Here is a 20,941-nt window from a genome sequence, read left to right on the forward strand (position 1 = left end):
CGGTTATTTTTTTGCGGCCCAGAAGATCGCGTTTTTGAAGATGGTTTTATAAACATCGCTTTCGAACAGCACCGGCGAATGCCCCATAAAAATGTAAACATTCTTCGCCTTCTTTTTGGGATTCGACCATATGACCGGATGGTCCCCCATTTTGATCTTCGAGTCCGGCGCGTACGTCGATTCATCCACGCTCGCGATCACGTCCACATTCGGCCGCGGGCTTTTGTCATAGATGTACCATTCCTCCTTTTGAACCGGAAAAGATGCCGGCACGCCTTTCATGATCGGATGTTTTTGGTTTTCAACCTTCACCGTCGCTGCGGCGAAATCGCCGATGTAATTTTTATAACGAATGCCGCCCATGAAGTCCTGAAACCAGGGCCATATTTTATAACCGTCAAATTCCCCCAGCAAGGTGGCATGATGAAAGCCGATCCATCCGCCTTTTCCTTCATCGATATATTTTTCAAAAGCTGCTGCTGCTTCCGGTTTCCAGGCATAAGGCACGTAGTCGAGTTGGATAACAAGCTGATATTTGGAGAGATAAGCCTCATTGACCATATCTGTTTTATCGATATAATCAATGCTGAAATGCGCTTTGTCGGCTAGCGAATCGAGCCACGGGCGGGCGGCTTTGGAATAGGCAATGTGATGGCCGCCGGGTTCGGCCATCGCCAATACATGAAATTTGGGCTTCGTCTGCGCCGAGACGTTCCCTGTGCCGACAGCAAGCCACAGCACGAGGAAACAAACCGGGAGGAATGCATTTTTCATTGGATTCAGGATTAAAGGATTTAGGATTTAAAAGGGTATTGTCTTATTGTCAGCGCATTACCGGTAAGGTAATGCTACTGGCGTTTCCTTCATAATGGTAAATGGTGATCCGCGATTTCTGAAAATCGGATTCCGATGCTTCAAAAATGTTCATGAATTTCTGCGGATTACGATCCACCAGCGGGAACCAGCTGCTCTGCACTTGCACCATGATCCGGTGGCCTTTCTTGAAAGTATGCGCCACCTCATTCAGCTTCACGGTCACTTTCTCGATCTTGTCTTTTACAAATGGCTCCGGTTTCGAAAAACTGTTCCGGAACTTGCCTCGCAGCACTTCCGCGCGGACCATTTGCTGGTAACCATCCATGACAACCGGCTTCTCGCCTTCCTTGGCAGCCGGAACTGTCGATCCGGCGGGCCATACATCGATCACTTTCACAATGAAATCTGCATCCGAGCCGGTCATGGAAACCATCAGATTGGCCACGATTTCGCCCGTTAATGTTACATCCTCCGTCAGTGAATCCGTTTGAAAACTTACTACATCGGGGCGACCGGATGCAAAACGCTGGTCTTCTGCCATGTATTCGTTGTTTCGGTGACCGCTGATAACGCTCGTATAAGGCACCGGATTTGCCGGATCGCTTTCGTAACTGGTTGCGCTTTTTTCCGCCAATAGCCTGGCAACAGCCAATCCGCCGTTCCTGGCAAAATAGTAAGTGGTTGGATGGCTGTTGACGGGCGGCCATACATCATAATTGCGCCATTGATTGGTTCCGGTTTCAAAAATCGTCACTTCGGGTACGTCGAATGCGCCTTTGCCTTTAAGGTGGTAATTGAAAAACTTTGTTTCAATTTCTTCCTGATAAAACCGGTTCACATCCGTGCCAAACTGGTATTGTGCGAACCCTTTCCATGAGGGTGCGGCCCAGCCTCCGTGCGTCCATGGACCCATTAACAGCCGGTTGTTGTTTTTTGGGCTTTGCTTTTCGATCGCCGCGTAAGTTTTCAATGCCCCATACAAATCCTCAGCATCAAACCAGCCTCCCACAACGAGCACGGCAGGTTTTATATTTTTCAAATGCTTTTTAATGTTTCTCGACTGCCAGAATTCATCATACACCGGATGTCCGGTGGTCTGCCGCCAAATGCAGTTCGGATCTGCGAAATAAGGCGCCGCGTTGCTCTTTTTCAACGGACCAAAATCGAGGAAGTATTTATACGCATCTTTGAATTCTGCATTGAAATGGCTTTGATAATTGGTACCATCCTTGCTTTTCGGGCCGTCGAATCCGCTGTAAAATCCAAAATTATCCATCAGGAAGAATGCACCGTTGTGGTAACAGTCGTCGCCAATAAACTCATCGGACATGGGCGCCTGAGGCGAAACAGCCACCATAGCCGGATGGGCGTTGGGGAGTCCCGCCGAAGAGTAATATCCGGGAAAGGAAATGCCCCATTGGCCTACTTTGCCATTGTTACGGGTGTTTTTCAAAAGCCATTCCACCGTGTCATAGGTGTCGCTGGACTCATCGACGTCCTTATTGCTTTTTTTATGCTCGATCGCCGGCGTCATTTCGCGGAAATTGCCTTCGCTTTTGTAACGGCCGCGCGCATCCTGATAAACAAATATGTACTTCTCGCGCATCAGATATGCATTAGGTCCCAGCGAACGGCGGTAATTACCCTCGCCATAGGGCCGCACCGAATACGGCGTGCGTTGCATGATGATCGGGTAGGTTTGAGAATCGTCTTTGGGTGTGTAGATGGCGGTGAACAGTTTCACTCCGTCCCGCATCGTAATATATTGTTCTGTTTTGGTATAATTGGCTTTGACCCAGGTCGTATCGGCGGTCTGTGCCCAGCAGGAAACGGAAAAGATCAGAAAGTAACAAACCAATAAAGATTTTCTCATGACTAGTTGCATTGTGATAGTAAGTACGTTCAAAAATACAGAAGAAAGCCACTTCACCAGCTTACAGGGCTACCGATCATGTAAATAATTCCCCTTCATCGGGGAAATGCACGCAAATTTAATCCCGTCTTAATCAAGGTGTTTTTGAAAACCAATACAGAACCTTACATTAGTCCCCCGATTAATCACCTGTCCCCTCCACATACTATGAAAAAACCGGTCATTAAATATTCCCTCATGATATTTCTGATAGTACTGGCATTGCTCGTCATTGCCGCCCTTGTGTTCATGCAACAACCGCAGTTTGGCCAACACCCTTCCGGAGCGCGCCTCGAAAGAATCCAACAATCGCCGCATTACCGCGATGGCCAGTTTCAAAATGAAAGCTTCACTCCTGACCTCGCTGAGGGCAACAGCTACCTCAAAGTACTCACTAAATTTTTCTTTGGTAAAGCAAAATACAACGTCCCCGGGGCTCTCATTCCGTCGCAGAAGACGGATCTGCTGCATTTAAAACCCGAAGAAAATGTGCTGGTCTGGTTTGGGCATTCGTCGTATTTCATGCAGATCGATGGTAAAACTTTCCTTGTCGATCCGGTTTTCAGCGGAGCCGCCTCCCCGATCAAATTCACGACACCCAGTTTCAAGGGAACCGATGTGTACAAGGCAGAGGATTTCCCTGCCATCGATTACCTGCTCATTTCGCATGATCACTGGGACCATCTCGATTACGAAACCATATTGAAACTCAAAACCAAGGTCAAAAAAGTAGTTACCGGCCTCGGTACCGGGGAACACCTGGAATACTGGGGATATAACGCCTCCGATATCATCGAAAAGGACTGGAATGAAGGGGCTGACCTTGGCGATGGATTCAAAATCAATGTCACACCAGGCCGCCATTTTTCGGGCCGCGGATTCAGCCGGAACAAAGCATTGTGGGTGTCATTCGTATTACAGACGCCAACCATCAAGATTTTCGTCGGCGGCGACTCGGGATACGATCATCACTTCAAAAAAATCGGCGAACAGTTTGGCCCATTCGACCTCGCATTACTGGAATGCGGCCAGTATAACGAAGCCTGGAAATACATTCATATGATGCCAGAAGAAACCGTTATTGCGGCCAAAGAACTCGGCGCGAAAAAGCTGATGCCGGTGCATTGGGCGAAATTTGCATTGTCGATTCATAATTGGAACGAGCCTATCGACCGGGCCACATTGGAAGCTCAAAAGCAAAACATGCCCCTTGTCACCCCGCTTATCGGCCAAAAAGTAGATTTAAAAAGCGACCAGATTTTCACTCAATGGTGGAAAGAGGCAAGGTTACAGCCCGAATAGGGAGTGCAAGGAATAATGCGGCATCGAGCGGAAACAGCTTGATGCCCTTCCGGAATTAAGGCGGAGCCTAATAAATATATCAAAAAAAGCGGCTGAATGGATTTCCGCCCATTCAGCCGCTTTCAGATAAACAATACAGGCTGATCAGTTCGCTTTAAGAAAACGCAGCCTGGTGGCCTCGCCATTGTGATTAATCTTCATGAAATAATGTCCTGCCCCGAGTTTTTTCACATTGATACGGTGGCTATTCTTTCCTTCATTGATGCGGATTGGGGATTCGCTCACCGCTACACCAGAAAGGTTGTATATCGTTACCTCCGAAGCACCAGCCGTTCTTGACGAGAACTGAACATCCACATAGTCCTGCGCCGGGTTCGGTGCTATTACTGTTCCCACCAGCACATTTGGATTAACCGCCACGATTTTGCTCTTCGTGTAAGTCCCGTCAATGTCGATCTGCTTCAATTGATAGTAGTTGATACCCGCCAGCGGCTTCTCATCCAGGAAATGATAGGTGCCTACGCGCTGATCCGTGAGTGACACTTTGCCCAGCACTTCTTCATTCCCCATCTGGCTATCGCGGCGCAGGATCTCGAATTCCTTTCCGTCCTGTTCAGCAACGACCTGCCAGGTCAGTTCCACGCCTTTTTCTACGGCTTTACCTTCGAAATTGGAGACATAAATCGGCAACGGCACATTAACACCGAAATTAGTTGCACTCACCGTCGATTTGCAGGTCCCTCCCTGAATTTCCAGCGTATAAACACCGGTAGCGAGCGTCGAATAGTTGATCACCGGCGTGTTGCTGGTTGGCGCTACCCTGTTTTGGCGCAGCACGGTACCGTTCTGCTTGATTTTCCAGTCAATGCCAAAGACATTCGCACCATCAAAAAGGAATGAAAGGTTCGTTTCACCGGAAGAAACAATGGACAAAAGAGTCGGTCCTTTGGTACAGGTAGTGCGCGTGTCGGTAGCCGATACACTGAAGCCCTTCGTCGCCACAGAAGCCGCCTTGCAATCCTCCGCTTTCAACTCGAATGTATACGTCCCGTTTTGCAGGTAGTTGAATGTCAGGTCGGTAGTGTTACCGCTAAGAGTGCCGGTTTTTCCACTGGCTACCGCCGAGCTGTTTTGCAGGATACGCCATGAAAAAACATGTAGGTTAGTGCCTCCAAAATCAATGGTCGCGCTGCTCGGCGTAATATTGCGGATAGTGGTTACCGACGGACCGTTCTGGCAATCCGGTACCACTACTACCGGTTCGTTAATGGTAAATGAGCGGCTGCTCACTGCCGAAGTACAGTTGTTACCTTCGATTTCTAGAGTGTAACCGCCTGGGGCAAGTGACGCATAAGTCACATTCACATTGGTACTGCCGCCAAGATCTCCCGTCGTTCCGGACCGGACTTCCGAACCGTTAGATTTTATCCTCCATTTGACGCTTGACACGCCCGAACCCGTGAAGGTGAACGTAAGCGCTGTTTGTGTAATGTTGGTAACATTGGTTGCGGTAGGCCCCGACGCGCAGTTGGCATCTGGTAGTGGCGTAGCAGTTTTTGGGACAATCGGCCAATAACATCCGTCGACCATCTGGGTTGTCAGCACATTTTTCCATTTTGTACTCATGTAGCTTCCATTCGCACCCTGGATGGTAAAATTGAGCAAACTCATGTTGTAATTTGTCGTACGATCATCATTAGGTCCCTGCTTGATCATGACCCTCAACATACCGTCTACATATTTGGTATACTGGTAGGTTTCTCCGTCGCTCCCAACATAGGTACCCAATAAATCTCCATTCGTCATCACAATGCCTGCGCAGGTAATTTCACCGCTGGGCGTCCTCCCCAGCAGGTTGCTGGGTGCAGTGCTCGGGTCAACCGGGTTAACGCATCCTGAAATAGTGGCTCCATCGGTCGGGTTGTCCTGAAATGTCCCTTCCTTCAAGTGGTTTAGAATCCAGATATTGTCCGCGATCTTACCGTTCCAGTTCAGATAGATCCGGTCGTCCTGTAATCTTACATATACCGGTTGGTCATCCTGAGTGTGCCCCAGAAGTTGGCCTTGCGCCCATATCCTGCCGCCGCAGGAAACGCGGGTGGCCATTGGTGCCGCAGTTTTGGCTGCAATAGTGAAAGGTTTTTCCGCAGACTCGGCGTAAGGGTTCCTGATTTCGTAGGAACCATTCAGATCACGTTCCATACTGCTTTCCACATTTACGCGATCGGCACGCATTCCCGTGCTCCCTGCGTCTTCGTACGGAGCAGCCGCCACTGAGCTAACTACTCCTCCCGCAAAAACAAGTTTCAGTAAAAAATTCATAGATCGTAAAAAATTTGTGGGCGATATGAACGATGTAACCGATCCTAACACATTTGGAATCAGTACAATCCTTCGTTTCAAATATACTACAAACCAATAGAAAGATTTTTATTGTAAGTAGAATAATATTGCTTAGCCAATTAGCTTATCAGGCTAATATGTGTCAAATAACCCATCCAGTGAAGAAGGAAGGCGTATTATATAAAATGGACTAAGAATTGAAATTGAAGAAACATGAATGAAAAACGGGAGCGAAAGCAAGATACCGCCCCCGCATCGCTAATTTTCGATGGGCGCAAAATAAAAAAAACCGCCCAAAAATGAGCGGTTTTTGTAATGATTGAAAGTGCAGTTTCGCACGGTTTTGTGACCCATAGGGGAATCGAACCCCTGTTTCAACCGTGAAAGGGTCGTGTCCTAACCGCTAGACGAATGGGCCGACTGGTCTCCTACTTCGTGCGTTTTACTACCACTTTCTTTCACTTTTCGTTTCCCTATTCCGAAAACGTGGTGCAAAGATGCAGGGTTGGAATTTAAAAAGCAACCCCGGATAGAAAATAAAAATCAATTAATTTTTAGTTAACTCATTTTCAGAACTTTCAAATTGAAAGTTTTTTTTATCGCTTTTCCCGTGACGGTAAATTCGGGTAACTTTCTAAATTTGGGTTGAACCGATCTACTCCTTTTCACTTCCCATGACCAAGCTGCTCCGATACTTCGTTTTGCTGCTATCCTTTTCATCCGCATTTGCCCAAAACCAGTCCCCCGACCAGTTCCTGGGGTATCCGTTAGGAACCCGGTTTGCTTACCACCATTTGATCGTCGACTATTTCAAATCTATCCAGACACAGAACACAGACCGGATGAAACTGGTCCAATATGGCAGTACCAACGAAGGACGTCCGCTCATACTCGCTTTTGTTGCGTCGCCGGAAAATATGGCTCGCCTGGAAGTGATCCGTACGAATCATTTGAAAAGTATCGGATTGCTGCCCGGAAAGGCGGACTCGAGCGTTCCTCCGATCGTCTGGCTGAGCTATAATGTGCACGGAAATGAATCGGTATCGGCAAACACCAGCATGAAAGTGATTTACGAGCTTCTGAATAAAGAGAATGCGCTGACTCAAGACTTTCTGAAAAACATGGTGATCATGATCGATCCCTGCGTTAATCCTGATGGCTATGAGCGCTATACGCAATGGTACAATCGAGTCCGGAATGCTACACCGAACGTCACCGCGTTTGCGCTCGAACACGACGAACCCTGGCCCGGTGGGCGCTTCAATCATTACCTCTTCGACCTAAACCGTGACTGGGCCTGGCAAACGCAAAAGGAAACCAGGGAGCGCATTGCATTGTATAACCAATGGATGCCGCATTTCCATGCCGACTTCCACGAAATGGGGCCGGCGCGCAGTTATTATTTCCCGCCGGCGGCTAAGCCTTATAACAAGGATGTAACGAGCTGGCAGCGCCAGTTCAATGAGCTCATCGGCGAGTATTGCCGCAAATACTTCGACAAAAACAACTGGGCATATTTCACGCGTAACGACTATGACCTGTTCTATCCCAGTTATGGTGACACCTGGCCAACGGCAAATGGGGCCATCGGCGTCACATATGAGCAAGGCGGGGGCGGACGCGCGGGCATCGCATTCGAACGTCCGGATGAGCATGATACGCTGACGCTTCAAAGTCGCATTGCGCATCATTATGCCACTAGCCTGGCTACTTTGGAGGCTGTCATGTCCCAAAGGGAAAAGGTTGTTACCGAATTTATCAGGTTTCACCAGGACGCTGCGACCGCACCTGCGGGAGCCTTCAAAACTTATGTAATCAAAACAAAGGGCAATGAAGAGCGGATCCGGCCTTTTGCCAGCTGGATGGACAAGCAGGGTTTTAGTTATGGTATTGCCGGGAAATCATTTTCTAGCAAAGGAACCGAGCTGACTACCAGTACAGAGCAATCCTTAAAAATAGATCAGGACGACCTGCTCATCAGCGCATATCAGCCCAAATCCAATCTGTTACGGATTCTCTTCGACCCTAAACCGGCATTGGAAGATTCCGTAACGTACGACGTGACCAGTTGGGGACTTGGTTATATTTTTGGATTGAAAGCCTATGGATTGAAGGAAAAACTGGAACCCGCCTCTTATCGGGTCGCCCCAATCACCAACCCCATTCCGGCTTCGTCGCCCTATGCCTACCTGGCAACGTGGTCGGAGATTGGGCACGCTTCCTTTTTATCAGACTTGTTGAAAAACGGCGTATTGGTCAAAACCTCGAACACGCCATTCGAAATGGACAAAGTAACCTACGCCGCCGGAACACTGATCATTACAAAAAAGGGAAATGAGCACCTGAAATTCGACCAACTGATAACATCCCTGGCCAATCGGCATGAAGTGCGGCTCACTCCTGTTAACACGGGCTTTGTAAGCTCTGGTCCCGATTTCGGAAACGACAATGTCGTCGCGATTAAGGCTCCCAAGGTAGTGACGATAGCAGGCGATGGTATTTCACCGACGGCGTTCGGAGCAGTCTGGCATTACTTTGAACAACAGATCAACTATCCCCTCACGATTGTCAATGTTGCCAGGTTAGCGAACCTGCCTTGGAACGAAATCGATGTCCTGATTTTACCGGATGGAAAATATGGCGATATTATTGCCGAAAAACACCTGGAAGCGATTCAAAACTGGGTCAGGAATGGCGGGAAGCTAATTGCCATGGAAAAGGCGACAGACGCATTTCTGAACAAACCGGGGTTTGCATTGACCAAAAAATACGCGGAGAAAAAGAAAGAAAGCGACGTATTCAGAAAATATGGTGAGCAACAGCGTCAAGACGCCAGTGATTCATCGCCCGGGAGCATGTTCCAGATCACGATGGACCCCACCCACCCGCTTGCATTCGGTTGCAGTAACGAATATTTCACGATCGTGCGTGACGCCTACGAACGTGACTACCTGAAAGAGGGCTGGAATGTGGGCTACCTCACCGAAGACAATTACAAAGCAGGATTTGTAGGCAAAAAAATGTCGGGTAAGCTCAAAAACACCCTGATCATGGGCGTGCAGGATCTAGGACGCGGGCAAGTCATTTACCTCATGGACGACCCGGTTTTCCGGGCGATGCTATACAGCGGCAAGGTGCTGTTCAGCAATGCGGTTTTTAGATAATAATTTTGAATAACTGGATGATTGAATGTCGAATTTTGAATGCGTGAATGGGCCGCGTGGATAGCGGAGATCTGTGAATGAATAGCAACTGAATAAGTTAATATTTGAAAATGTCCCTCTATTTTATCAACTATTCAATCATTCGGTCATTCAAAATTCATTCACTCATTAAAAATACCGCACGGCCAGCTCGTAGCCCCTCAGTCCCAGCCCGCATATCATGCCTTTGCATCGGGCAGTAAGATAACTGTGATGCCGGAAAGTTTCGCGGGCATGGATGTTTGAAATGTGGACTTCAACAGCAGGCGTAGTCACGGCGGACAATGCGTCGGCCAACGCGATGGATGTGTGCGTGTATCCGCCTGCATTGATTACAATCCCGTCGAACGAGAAGCCTACTTCATGGATTTTGTCGATCATCGCCCCCTCGTGATTAGACTGAAAGTAGTGCAGTTCTATTTCCGGAAATGTGTTTTTCAGCGTTTCGAAATAATTCTCAAACGACTGGTTACCGTATACGCCGGGTTCACGCTTGCCTAAAAGATTTAGATTCGGGCCATTCAGGATCAATATCTTTTTCATTGATTTGTGTCGCTTTAATAAATTTTTCCTTGGATATGTGGCAAAGCTACATCAAACATTTCAAAAATTACCTTCGTCTCGAACGCTCGCTTTCCGGCAATTCCGTAGAGGCTTATGTACGGGATGTTGAAAAGCTGGAAGAGTTTCTTGAACTAAGCCAGTCGGACGTTTCTCCCTCGCGTGTCACGGAGGAGCATTTGAGCGCATTTTTGAAGTATCTATCAGAACTGGGCCTGGCTGCGCATTCACAGGCACGGATGCTTTCGGGTATCAAGGCCTTTTTCAGATACCTTTTGCTGGAAAACGAGATTACCGAGGATCCTACGGAGCTGCTCGAATCCCCGCGCCTCCCCCGTAAGCTACCCGATGTACTTTCCTACGAAGAAATCGAATCGATGCTTAGTTCCATTGACCATTCTACGCCGGAAGGAACGCGAAACCGCGCCATTATCGAGGTATTGTACAGCTCAGGCCTGCGTGTTTCGGAACTGACGGGTTTACAACTCACCAATTGCCATTTTGACATCGGCTTTCTCCGCATTATTGGGAAAGGGGATAAAATGCGGCTGGTACCGATCGGGAAAGAAGCCATCAAATACACCCAGATCTACCTCGATCATGTCAGAGGTGAAATTGCCCCGCAAAAAGGCAGCGAGGACATTGTATTTCTCAACCGGCGGGGCGGCCAGCTTTCGCGCGTTATGATCTTCCTCGTGATCAAGGACATCGCCGAAACGGCTGGCATTCACAAAAATGTCAGCCCGCATACTTTCCGGCATTCATTCGCTACGCACCTGATCGAAGGTGGTGCCAGCTTGAGGGCCGTACAGGAAATGCTGGGACATGAGTCCATTACTACAACTGAAATTTACACCCACCTCGACCGTGACTATTTGAGGCAAGTAATTACCGAGTTCCATCCTCGAAGCTGAGCGGCCGGGACACAATGCGCTACCGATACTATTCCACTTCCTTTAAGAGCGAATCGAGCTTGAGTGAGTCCGCATCGGGAGTTGCGCCCGGTAATGCGCGTTTCAATTGTTTCGGTTTGTTCCAGGGGGCTGTGGTGCGGCTGGACATGTCGTAGGAGATGTAGGCAAACAACGCTACAAATGCGATCAATACGACGATAAATATCTTTCTGTTCCGGTTGGGCTGATCACTCATCTTCTTCTCTTACCTGCTTGGGGGTTTTATAAAGCACAAGATCTCCTGTTTTTGCGGATATCTCCTCCCATTTCTGATCCTTAAATTCAATAAAGACGGCACTACCTTTCTTCATCGAACCGATACTGGCTCCCGAAAGATACTCCGCAAAATAGGTGATGTCCGGGTTGTGCCCGAAGAGCATCACTGTCTCACAACGCTCCGGCACGGTCGTGACGGCCTGAAGATAGGCCTTCGGCCCTCCGTCATAGATACCAGCTTGTGTCTGAATGGAATCTATCGACATCTTATATTGTCCGGCTATAATCTCCGCAGTTTTAAATGCCCGGGACGCCGGGCTAGACACAAAAACATCCGGTTTTATGTTCTCCCGAACCAGCCATTTCCCCATCGCCAGCGCCTCCGATAAACCTTTGCTGTTGAGATTCCTGTCAAAATCCTTGATTCTGAAACTCTGGTCCTCGGCGGTTGCATGCCGGACTAAAATGAGGGTCTTTTTCATGTGCTGGTTTTTTCCTCAAAAGTAAATAATCTGATCCTGTAAAACCGTCGGGTGAGGTTGAAAAATTGGAATGGATATTCAGCCACTTAATGTCCTGAAACTACCTTTTGACATTAATTCTTCCACAAAGCGCGACAATTAATACGTAATTTTGTTCCTTGATCAACTTATGAGAAAGAATCCATTAGCAAATACATTATATGTTACAGTTCCTCAAATATGTCCTGGCGACGTTCGTCGGCATCATCCTCTTCTTATTCCTATCCATTTTTATTCTGGCAGGCATTGGCTCCATGTTCTCCTCGGAAGAGAAAGTTACGCTGGATGACAAATCGATCCTGAGGCTCGACCTCAATCAGCCGATCCAGGAAGTAGGGGTCGAAAATCCGTTTGCGGATATCGGCGGCCCATTCAGCGGCGGTGAAAACGTCGTAGGCTTGAAAGACATTCTGGATGCATTGAAAAATGCACAGGTAGATGATAAGATCAAGGGAATTTACCTCAAAACAGAAGGACCTGGAGCCGGATGGGCCACACTGGAAGAAATCCGAAACCAGCTTCTCGAATTCAAGAAATCCAAAAAATTCATCGTCACTTATGGCGAAAGCTACTCCGAAAAAGGCTACTACATTGCTTCTGTTGCCGATAAAATTTACCTGAACCCCGCCGGCGGGATCGAATGGAACGGGCTATCCGCCGAATACAGCTTCTTTAAAGGCACATTCGATAAACTGGAAGTTAAGCCACTTGTGTTTCGCGTCGGAGAATTCAAAAGTGCGATCGAGATGTTTTCCCGCCAGGACATGAGCGAGGCTAGCAAAAAGCAGTCTATCGAACTCATCGGAGCCATTAATGACAACTTCCTCAAAAACATTTCCACTTCCCGCAAAATACCCGTTGACGAACTTAAAAAGCTGGCAGACTCGCTGGCCATTGAGAACCCCAAATCCGCTTTGAAATACAAATTCGTAACCCACCTGGGCTACCAGGACGAATTGGAAACGGCGTTAAAAAAAGAGCTCAAAGTGGAAGAGAAGAAAGCCATCTCCTACATTGGTGTCAACCGGTATCTGCAGGGAGAAAGCTCCATCGAGAAAGGTGATTTTAATAACCGCGTAGGTGTACTGGTGGCAGAAGGAGAAATTACGAGCGGAGACGGCGGCGACCAGAATATCGGCTCAGATAAATTTGTAAAAGAACTGAAAGAAATCCGTGAAAACGACAAGATCAAAGCGGTTGTGATCCGGATCAACTCACCGGGTGGCAGCGCTCTCGCTTCTGATGTGATGTGGCGCGAAATTCAGATTACAGCTAAAAAGAAACCGGTAATCGCTTCCATGTCCGATGTAGCGGCATCCGGAGGCTATTATATGGCAATGGGATGTGACACCATCGTAGCACAGCCTAATACCATTACCGGGTCAATAGGTATTTTTGGCCTGATCTTCAATGTGACCGACTTCATGAACAACAAGCTGGGAATCACCTTCGACGGTGTTGGCACCAGCCCCCACGCCGATTGGCCGACTGCTACCCGCGAAATGACCGAATTCGAGAAAGGCATGATTCAGAAAAGCGTCAATGAAGGCTACGAAACATTCACCAAAAAAGCTGCGGAAGGCCGTAAAATGTCTGTTGAGAAACTGAAAAGCCTTGCACAGGGCCGTGTGTGGTCAGGGGTGGAAGCCAAACAGAATGGGCTTGTGGATGTTCTGGGTGGCGTCGACGATGCAATCAAAATAGCCGCAAAGGCTGCCAAGCTGAAAGAAGGCGATTACCGCGTCCGGTACTATCCCGAGAAAAAGAAACCAATCGATGAAATGATCGGTAAACTGCTCGGTGACAGCGAGGAAAAAATGACTAATAAAACGCTTGGTGAGCTGGCTCCCTACGTGAAGATGTACAAAAAGCTCATGAATATGGGGGGCATGCAAACCAGAATGCCCTTCGAATTGGTGATCCGCTAACTACAAAAATTACTCAAGATATTTAAAGGTCTGCACTCCAAATGCAGGCCTTTTTTATTCGGTTATTTCAACCCCAGTTTTCTTGTCCAGCTCCTGCCTCACGATCAGAACCGCATGCTTGTTTGGCGCAATGGCAATACCATCCAGACGGGCATATACTTTCGTAAACTCCGCTCCGAAATAGAGGATGATAGAAGAATAATAAATCCACGTCAGCAAGATCACGATCGAAGCGGAAGTCCCGTATGCAGCGCCCAGATCCGACTGACCTAAATAGAAGCTGATAATAAATTTCCCAACCAGGAACAACACGGCTGTAAATGCGGCCCCGACAATGCACTCCTTCCATCTTAAATCCCCATCAGGAAGGACTTTGAAAATCACAGTGAACAGCGCCGTGATAATGGTCAGGACAAGCGCCAGGTTCACAATGTAAAATACGACCACGGAAGCCTCTGAAAACAAAGCCTCCAGCCGACTGCTCAGCAAATCGACCAATGCGCTGGCTCCGAGCGATACCACCAGCAGAAAACCCAGTGTCAGGATCAAAGAAAATGATATCAATCTGTTTTTCAGATATTGCAGCCAGCCCTTCTTAGGTTTCGCCTTGATCGCCCATATAAAATTGATCGAATCCTGCATCTCGGCGAATACACCGGTTGCCCCGATTAACAAAGTACCAATCCCAATGGCGGCAGCTATCCCGGATTTATTTGATAACTCAGCATTTTTAAGAATTTCCTGCAATTGTGAAGCTGCTGTACTTCCCACCAATCCGCTGATCTGTCCAAACAATTCCCCTTGAATAGCGTCCTTTCCAAAAAAGACGCTGAACACGGAAATAATCACGAGCAGCATAGGGGCTAGTGAGAATATGGTATAATAGGAAAGCGCCGCGCTCAATTTCATCCCATTGTCGTTGAGGAACTCGTTGAAGCTGTCTTTTAACAGAGAAAAAAAGAGTTTGATACGTTTCATCGGATATGTTGACGCAGATTTGTGTGTTGTTGGAAGAATCGTTGCAAATATTTATGCCAAAAAATCAGTATTGGCCTCAAACAATAAAAAGAGCCACCATTGTGCTCTTTTTAGTAATTAACAACTGATATTCTGTGGAACAGCCGGTTATAACAGCAACCCCGCAAGCGTTGCAGACATATAGGAAGCTAACGTTCCGGATATCAATGCCTTAAAACCCAACCGTGCAAGATCCGCACGTCTCGACGGAGCGAGCTCACCTATCCCTCCTACCTGTATCGCAATGGAACTAAAGTTGGCAAACCCGCATAGGGCAAAACTGGTGATCACCACAGTTTTATGATCGAGTGTATCCCTTAATTTCACCATATCAAGATAGGCAACGAATTCATTAATAACCATTTTGGTACCCATCAGGGAACCCGCCGCTTCGATGTCCTTCCCCGGCACACCCATTGCCCAGGCAAAAACGGAGAATACCTTCCCCAGAACAAAATTGAAGCTCAGCTGAGGAAACGAGAAAAGCCCCCCTATGTATCCCAACAGGTAATCCAGCAGTGCGACGAGTGCAATAAAGCCGATCAGCATTGCAATCACATTGAAACCCACCTTCAGACCTTCTCCTGCCCCGGCCGCGATCGCATCCAACAAATTGGCGTGAGTCTTCTGGATTTCCAGTTTCACCATTCCTTTCGTGTCTGACTTATCGGTTTCCGGAAACACGATTTTAGAAATAACCAATGCACCCGGCGCTGCCATGAGACTTGCCGCAATCAGGTAAGGAGCCGGAACTCCCAATGAGATATAAACCGCCATGACGCCGCCGGCAATGCAGGCAAAACTTCCGGTCATTGAAGCCATCAGTTCCGAATTGGTCATATTTTTCAGGTAAGGCTTGATCATGATTTGAGCTTCCACCTGCCCTACAAAAGTACTGGCGACGTTGGAAAGTGCCTCTGCACCGCTGACGCCCATCAGCCAATATACGCCCCGGGCAATGACAGACACGACCCGCTGCATGATGCCCAGGTGATAGAGCATATTAACCAAAACAGCTACAAATATGATCGTCGGTATTACTTTGAAAAAGAAGACGAAATCGTTGCCGGGACCAAATGCACGCTGCATCAGATCGGGTCTCACGAGTGTACCGAATACGAAATCGGCACCTTTGTCTGAAAATGAAAGAAGCTTTTGAACTTTCTCGCCGAGCCATTGAAAAATAGCCTGGCCGATATCTGTGCGGAGAATGAAGACTGCGAGCCCGAACTGGAGGCTCAAACCAACGACAACCGTGCGGTAATTGATAGCTTTTCTGTTGTTCGACATTGCGAACGCAATGCCCAGGATCAAAATAATACCCAGCAATCCTGTAAATCTCTCCATGCGCAGTTTGTTGTCATTTTTTTAACCAAAGGTGCAAAATAACAACAAATTAGTTGCAAGTCGCAACTAGCTCAGAATATCAGGAAGAGAGGCAATTATTTAGAAGTTTTGTCTGATTTTTCCTGCGCAGCGATCGGTTCTGCATGCCGGTGGGTAATTTTCCAAACATTGTTTTCTTTGCGGAACAGGACCGTAACATGCAAATCGGCCTTGCGACCATCTGAAAAACGATAGTGTTCTTTTTGTATCAGATAGCCCTGGTCCGAACTTTCCTGCTTTGCCAGATTTTCAAACGTGTAAACCACGTCTTTCGCAACCACCGTACTGGCATTCAGACTTGCCTCTACTGCTTTCCACCCTTTTGAATCGCTGTTGTCTTTCTCTCCGAACGCGGTGACGTCGTCCTGATGCGACCACAGTGATTTAAATAGCGCAGTATTGCCTTTTGCCATTTCACGGTTGGCCTTCTGCAGGTCGGCGATGGCCGCATCCAACGAGGAAACCGATTTGTCATTAGTGGAATGCTGGCTGTCATAACCGGCAGTAATGACAGGCTGGGCTGTTTCTCTTGTTTTCGTCCTGTATTTGAACGACGACGCCAGGAGAATAAGCAAAATAAAAACAGAGATATTTCTTTTCATGGCTAATAAACTATTAAGTTCTCACTTAAATCGATTGCAAATATCAGATGTATACGATTGAGAAAATAGCGTATAAATACCTGTTTAAAACGCGGTATTCCACCTAATTACGCCATTTTGTAAAAAAAAGTATGTTTTGGGCACAAAAAAAGGAGAATGAAATGATTTCATTCTCCTTTTGTACTTTTCTAACAAGTGAAAATTAGTAACCCAACACCGGCGATAACCATTTTTCAGTGTCCTCCACGGTCATGTCCTTCCGTCTCGCATAGTCCTCAACCTGGTCTTTAAATATTTTGCCAACAGGGAAGTACCGGCTATCCGGGTGTGAAAAATACCAGCCGCTTACACTGCTGGCGGGATACATCGCATAGCTTTCCGTAAGGGTGATCCCCAGTTTCTCCGCACCGAGCAAATCGAATAACATTCTCTTTTCGGTATGATCAGGGCAGGCCGGATAACCGGGTGCTGGCCGGATACCTGTATACTCTTCCTTAATCAATTGATCGTTCGTAAAGCTTTCCGATCGTGCATAACCCCAGATTTCCTTACGGACTTTCTCGTGCATCAACTCCGCCAGGGCTTCAACCAGACGGTCTGCCAAGGCTTTCACCATGATACTATTATAATCATCATGCTCCTTTTCATATTTTTCAAGTAATGCTTCGATCCCTACACCCGCAGTCACCGCGAAGCCGCCCACGTAATCCACATGACCGGACTCTAAAGGAGCCACAAAGTCGGACAGGCAGTAATTAGGCAAATTAGCTGCCTTCTGGCTTTGCTGACGCAGGTGGTGCAGCACGGCCGCCGTATCCGCTACCAATTCACCTGCATTCAAATTTTCGGCTCCCTGCTGACTGATCTTATATTCGATATGCTGATGAGATCCGTGGCGCTCACAGGGAACTTCACGCGTTTCCTCTTCAAAGTGATGCAGGACGATATCATCCTGAATTGAATTCGCTGGCCAGAAACCAACTACTGCGCTGGCTTTTAAAGATTTATCACGAATGATCTGTCCTAAAAGTACTGCCGCATCTTCAAATAATCTCGTTGCTTCCGGCCCCACCACCTTGTCTTCAAATATCTTGGGATATTTCCCGTGCAATTGCCAGGTCTGAAAAAACGGCGTCCAGTCTATAAACCTGGCGATGTCTGCGAGATCATAGTCGTCATATACTCTGGTTCCAAGGAATTGGGGCTTCACGGCCTGAAAATTAGTCCAATCGATCTTTGGCTTATTTGCTCTGGCATCGGTGATCTTCAGGTGCGCCTTTTCTCCACCTCTTTTGGAATGATCGTCGCGCAGCTTCGCATATTCCGCTTTGATATCTGCCAACATATCTGCCTGGCTTTGTACGCTCTGAATGAGTTTACCAGCCACAGGCACCGAGCGTGACGCGTCGAGCACGTGAATAACCGCGCCCGAATAGTTAGGGTCGATTTTGACAGCGGTATGTATCCTGGATGTAGTCGCGCCGCCAATTAGCAACGGAATTTTAAACTTACGCCGTTCCATTTCTTTTGCAACACCCACCATTTCATCCAGAGAAGGCGTGATCAGTCCCGATAACCCGATGATATCCACATTATGCTCTTCCGCCGCCGCAAGGATTTTATCCGTAGGCACCATTACACCCAGGTCGATGATCTCGTAGTTGTTGCAACCCAATACTACCCCCACGATATTTTTACCAATATCGTGCACGTCCCCTTTGACAGTCGCCATGAGTATTTTGCCTGCCGAACTGCCTCCACCCTGCTTTTCAGCTTCAATGAAGGGTTGCAGATAGGCCACTGCTTTCTTCATGACCCGCGCCGACTTCACGACTTGCGGCAGGAACATTTTGCCTTCACCGAACAAGTCCCCTACAATGCTCATTCCATCCATCAATGGTCCCTCAATCACTTCCAGCGGACGGCTGAACAGGTGTCGGCATTCCTCAATATCTTCATCGATGTAGTCAGAAATACCCTTTACCAGTGAGTGCGAAATACGCTCTTTGATGGGCAGTTGCCGCCATGAAAGATCGGGCCCGCTTTGCGATTTGCTCTTGTCCTTCACAGTTTCGGCGTAACTCACCAAACGTTCAGTAGCATCGGGGCGACGGTTCAGCAGAACATCCTCCACCAATTCCAGTACGTCTTTCGGGATCTCATCATAGATACCGATCTGACCTGCATTCACAATACCCATATCCATTCCCGCTTTGATCGCGTGATAGAGGAATGCCGTGTGAATAGCCTCCCGGACAGGTTCATTACCCCTGAAACTGAATGAGACGTTGGATACCCCACCCGAAACCTTCGCATGCGGTAAATTCTCTTTAATCCAGCGAACGCTGTTAATGAAATCTACGGCGTAATTGTTGTGCTCCTCCATTCCCGTCGCGACGGTCAGGATATTGGGGTCAAAAATAATGTCCTCCGGTGGGAAGCCCACTTCGTCCACCAGGATACGGTAGGCACGTCCACAAATCTCGATCCGGCGCTCCAAGTTATCGGCCTGGCCCTGTTCGTCAAACGCCATCACCACCGTGGCAGCGCCATAGCGCAATACCGTCCTGGCCGATTCCTTAAACTTCTCCTCGCCTTCCTTGAGTGAGATGGAGTTGACGATGGATTTACCTTGCACACATTTCAAGCCCGACTCGATAACCTCCCATTTGGATGAATCGATCATCAGCGGCACTTTGGAAATATCAGGTTCGGAGGCGATCAGGTTTACAAAAGTCTTCATCGCTGCCACCCCATCGATCATCCCTTCATCCAGGTTGACATCGATCACCTGCGCCCCGCTTTCTACCTGCTCGCGGGCAATACTGAGTGCTTCATCATATTTTTCTTCGCGTATCAACCTCGCAAACTTCTTGGAACCGGTCACGTTACAGCGCTCCCCGATATTGACAAAATTGGTCAGCGCATTGATTTTTACAGGTTCAAGACCCGATAGCTTCATTACCGTCTCCGCCGAAGGCAATTGCCTCGGCTCGTATTTTCTGGCAGTTTCCGCAATGACACGGATATGGTCCGGTGTGGTGCCACAGCAGCCACCGATGATGTTGACAAGATTATCCTTCAAAAACCCGTCGATGACTTCTCCCATTTGCTCGGGCGTTTCATCGTACTCCCCCATTTCATTAGGCAAACCCGCATTCGGGTGGGCCGACGTGAAAAAAGGAGCTTCTTTGGCCAGGATCTGAACATAGGGACGCATTAAGTCCGCACCCAAAGCACAGTTCAGCCCGACCGACAGCAATGGCAAATGTGACACAGAAGTCAGGAAAGCCTCAGTAGTTTGCCCCGAAAGCGTTCGTCCGGAAGCATCGGTGATAGTACCCGAAATCATGACGGGCAATGCCTGCCCCGGCTCTATTTCCCAGGAAGACAAATGTTTCACTTTGCCATTTTTGGCATCGGTAAAGAACTGATCGATCGCAAATAACGCCGCTTTCGCATTCAAAGTATCAAAAATCGTTTCTACCAGCAGCAGATCACAACCTCCATCGGTGAGCCCTTTTATTTGTTCGTAGTAAGCTTCTACCAACTGGTCGAAACTGATTGCACGGTAGCCTGGATTGTTTACATCCGGAGACAGGGACGCGGTACGGTTGGTAGGCCCGATTGAACCTGCTACAAATCTAGGTTTTTCCGGTTCGCGCTCCGTAAATGCATCGGCTACCTCTCTTGCAAGTCGTGCCGACTCAAAATTAAGCTCATACACCAATTCCTCCATTCCGTAATCGGCCATGGCAATGGTAGTTCCCGAAAACGTGTTCGTTTCAGCTATATCTGCGCCTGCTTCAAAATAAGCGGCATGAATTTCCTTGATAATATCCGGGCGGGTTAACGAAAGCAAGTCGTTATTCCCTTTGACATCGTGAGCCCAGTCCTTAAACCGTTCTCCCCGGTAATCATGATCCTCCAATTTGTATCGCTGGATCATCGTACCCATAGCGCCATCCAGCACCAGAATACGGTGTTTGAGAATTTCGCGGATATCTGCTTTTTGGGTTGCTATCATAAGTGTTTCAATATCTGTTTAGAATTTCGCCGGAAAAGTGTATGCTATGCAGTTTACAAATTTAACGCAATAGATGTTTTGTTCAATAAAATCAAAAAATTCAGATTAAAAGTCTAGCCACTTAATTCTTCATGAATTATTTATCTATATTCGA

Annotated in this window: 14 protein-coding genes and 1 tRNA gene; 4 read left to right on the forward strand and 11 right to left on the reverse strand. The window is 47.8% G+C overall.

Annotation, left to right across the window (positions count from 1 at the left end; translation table 11 throughout):
• Positions 1–3: 3 nt before the first annotated feature.
• Positions 4–774, reverse strand: a complete 771-nt coding sequence (locus BP71_RS17360; RefSeq protein WP_496381418.1) for a ThuA domain-containing protein — start codon at positions 772–774, stop codon at positions 4–6.
• Between the two features lie 49 nt (positions 775–823).
• A complete protein-coding gene (locus BP71_RS17365) occupies positions 824–2,689 on the reverse strand; it encodes a CocE/NonD family hydrolase (RefSeq protein WP_496381420.1) in 1,866 nt (621 codons plus the stop codon).
• A 237-nt stretch (positions 2,690–2,926) separates the two neighbouring features.
• Here BP71_RS17365 and BP71_RS17370 point away from each other — a divergent pair, with 237 nt between their 5' ends.
• A complete protein-coding gene (locus BP71_RS17370) occupies positions 2,927–4,030 on the forward strand; it encodes an MBL fold metallo-hydrolase (RefSeq protein WP_496381422.1) in 1,104 nt (367 codons plus the stop codon).
• Between the two features lie 144 nt (positions 4,031–4,174).
• On the opposite strand, the gene BP71_RS17375 is transcribed toward BP71_RS17370, so the two are convergent.
• Positions 4,175–6,352, reverse strand: a complete 2,178-nt coding sequence (locus tag BP71_RS17375; RefSeq protein ID WP_496381424.1) for a T9SS type A sorting domain-containing protein — start codon at positions 6,350–6,352, stop codon at positions 4,175–4,177.
• 367 nt (positions 6,353–6,719) lie between these two features.
• Positions 6,720–6,791, reverse strand: a tRNA-Glu gene (locus BP71_RS17380).
• A gap of 256 nt (positions 6,792–7,047) precedes the next feature.
• Between BP71_RS17380 and BP71_RS17385 the strand changes: the two genes are divergently transcribed.
• On the forward strand, positions 7,048–9,537 hold the full coding sequence (locus BP71_RS17385) for a M14 family zinc carboxypeptidase (RefSeq protein WP_496381426.1): 2,490 nt from the start codon (positions 7,048–7,050) through the stop codon (positions 9,535–9,537).
• Between the two features lie 168 nt (positions 9,538–9,705).
• Here BP71_RS17385 and aroQ read toward each other — a convergent pair whose 3' ends face one another.
• Positions 9,706–10,119, reverse strand: coding sequence for a type II 3-dehydroquinate dehydratase (aroQ, locus tag BP71_RS17390; RefSeq protein WP_496381428.1), 414 nt, complete (start codon positions 10,117–10,119; stop codon positions 9,706–9,708).
• 35 nt (positions 10,120–10,154) lie between these two features.
• On the opposite strand from aroQ, the gene xerD reads away from it, so the two are divergent.
• Complete coding sequence (gene xerD / locus BP71_RS17395; RefSeq protein WP_496381431.1) at positions 10,155–11,051, forward strand: site-specific tyrosine recombinase XerD; 897 nt, start codon at positions 10,155–10,157, stop codon at positions 11,049–11,051.
• Positions 11,052–11,079: 28 nt separating this feature from the next.
• Here the strand turns inward: xerD and BP71_RS17400 are convergent, their stop codons facing one another.
• Both BP71_RS17400 and BP71_RS17405 read right to left on the reverse strand, forming a co-directional pair.
• On the reverse strand, positions 11,080–11,286 hold the full coding sequence (locus BP71_RS17400; RefSeq protein ID WP_496381433.1) for a hypothetical protein: 207 nt from the start codon (positions 11,284–11,286) through the stop codon (positions 11,080–11,082).
• On the reverse strand, positions 11,279–11,788 hold the full coding sequence (locus tag BP71_RS17405; RefSeq protein WP_496381435.1) for a SixA phosphatase family protein: 510 nt from the start codon (positions 11,786–11,788) through the stop codon (positions 11,279–11,281). Before BP71_RS17405 ends, BP71_RS17400 begins: the two co-directional genes overlap by 8 nt.
• A gap of 200 nt (positions 11,789–11,988) precedes the next feature.
• Between BP71_RS17405 and sppA the strand changes: the two genes are divergently transcribed.
• Positions 11,989–13,755: a signal peptide peptidase SppA gene (sppA, locus tag BP71_RS17410; RefSeq protein WP_496381437.1), complete on the forward strand. Its 1,767-nt coding sequence runs from the start codon at positions 11,989–11,991 to the stop codon at positions 13,753–13,755.
• 54 nt (positions 13,756–13,809) lie between these two features.
• Here the strand turns inward: sppA and BP71_RS17415 are convergent, their stop codons facing one another.
• From BP71_RS17415 to metH, 4 genes are all read right to left on the reverse strand, one after another.
• Positions 13,810–14,733, reverse strand: coding sequence for a YihY/virulence factor BrkB family protein (locus BP71_RS17415; protein ID WP_496381439.1), 924 nt, complete (start codon positions 14,731–14,733; stop codon positions 13,810–13,812).
• A 147-nt stretch (positions 14,734–14,880) separates the two neighbouring features.
• On the reverse strand, positions 14,881–16,119 hold the full coding sequence (locus BP71_RS17420; RefSeq protein ID WP_496381441.1) for a NupC/NupG family nucleoside CNT transporter: 1,239 nt from the start codon (positions 16,117–16,119) through the stop codon (positions 14,881–14,883).
• 95 nt (positions 16,120–16,214) lie between these two features.
• The gene (locus tag BP71_RS17425) at positions 16,215–16,760 is read right to left on the reverse strand and encodes a YybH family protein (protein WP_496381443.1); all 546 of its coding nucleotides are present in this window, start codon (positions 16,758–16,760) and stop codon (positions 16,215–16,217) included.
• 202 nt (positions 16,761–16,962) lie between these two features.
• Positions 16,963–20,787 carry a methionine synthase gene (gene metH, locus BP71_RS17430; RefSeq protein ID WP_496381445.1) on the reverse strand — a complete coding sequence of 1,275 codons (3,825 nt, stop codon included), beginning with the start codon at positions 20,785–20,787 and terminating at the stop codon, positions 16,963–16,965.
• Positions 20,788–20,941 lie beyond the last annotated feature (154 nt).

This window comes from Dyadobacter ginsengisoli DSM 21015, assembly GCF_059568735.1.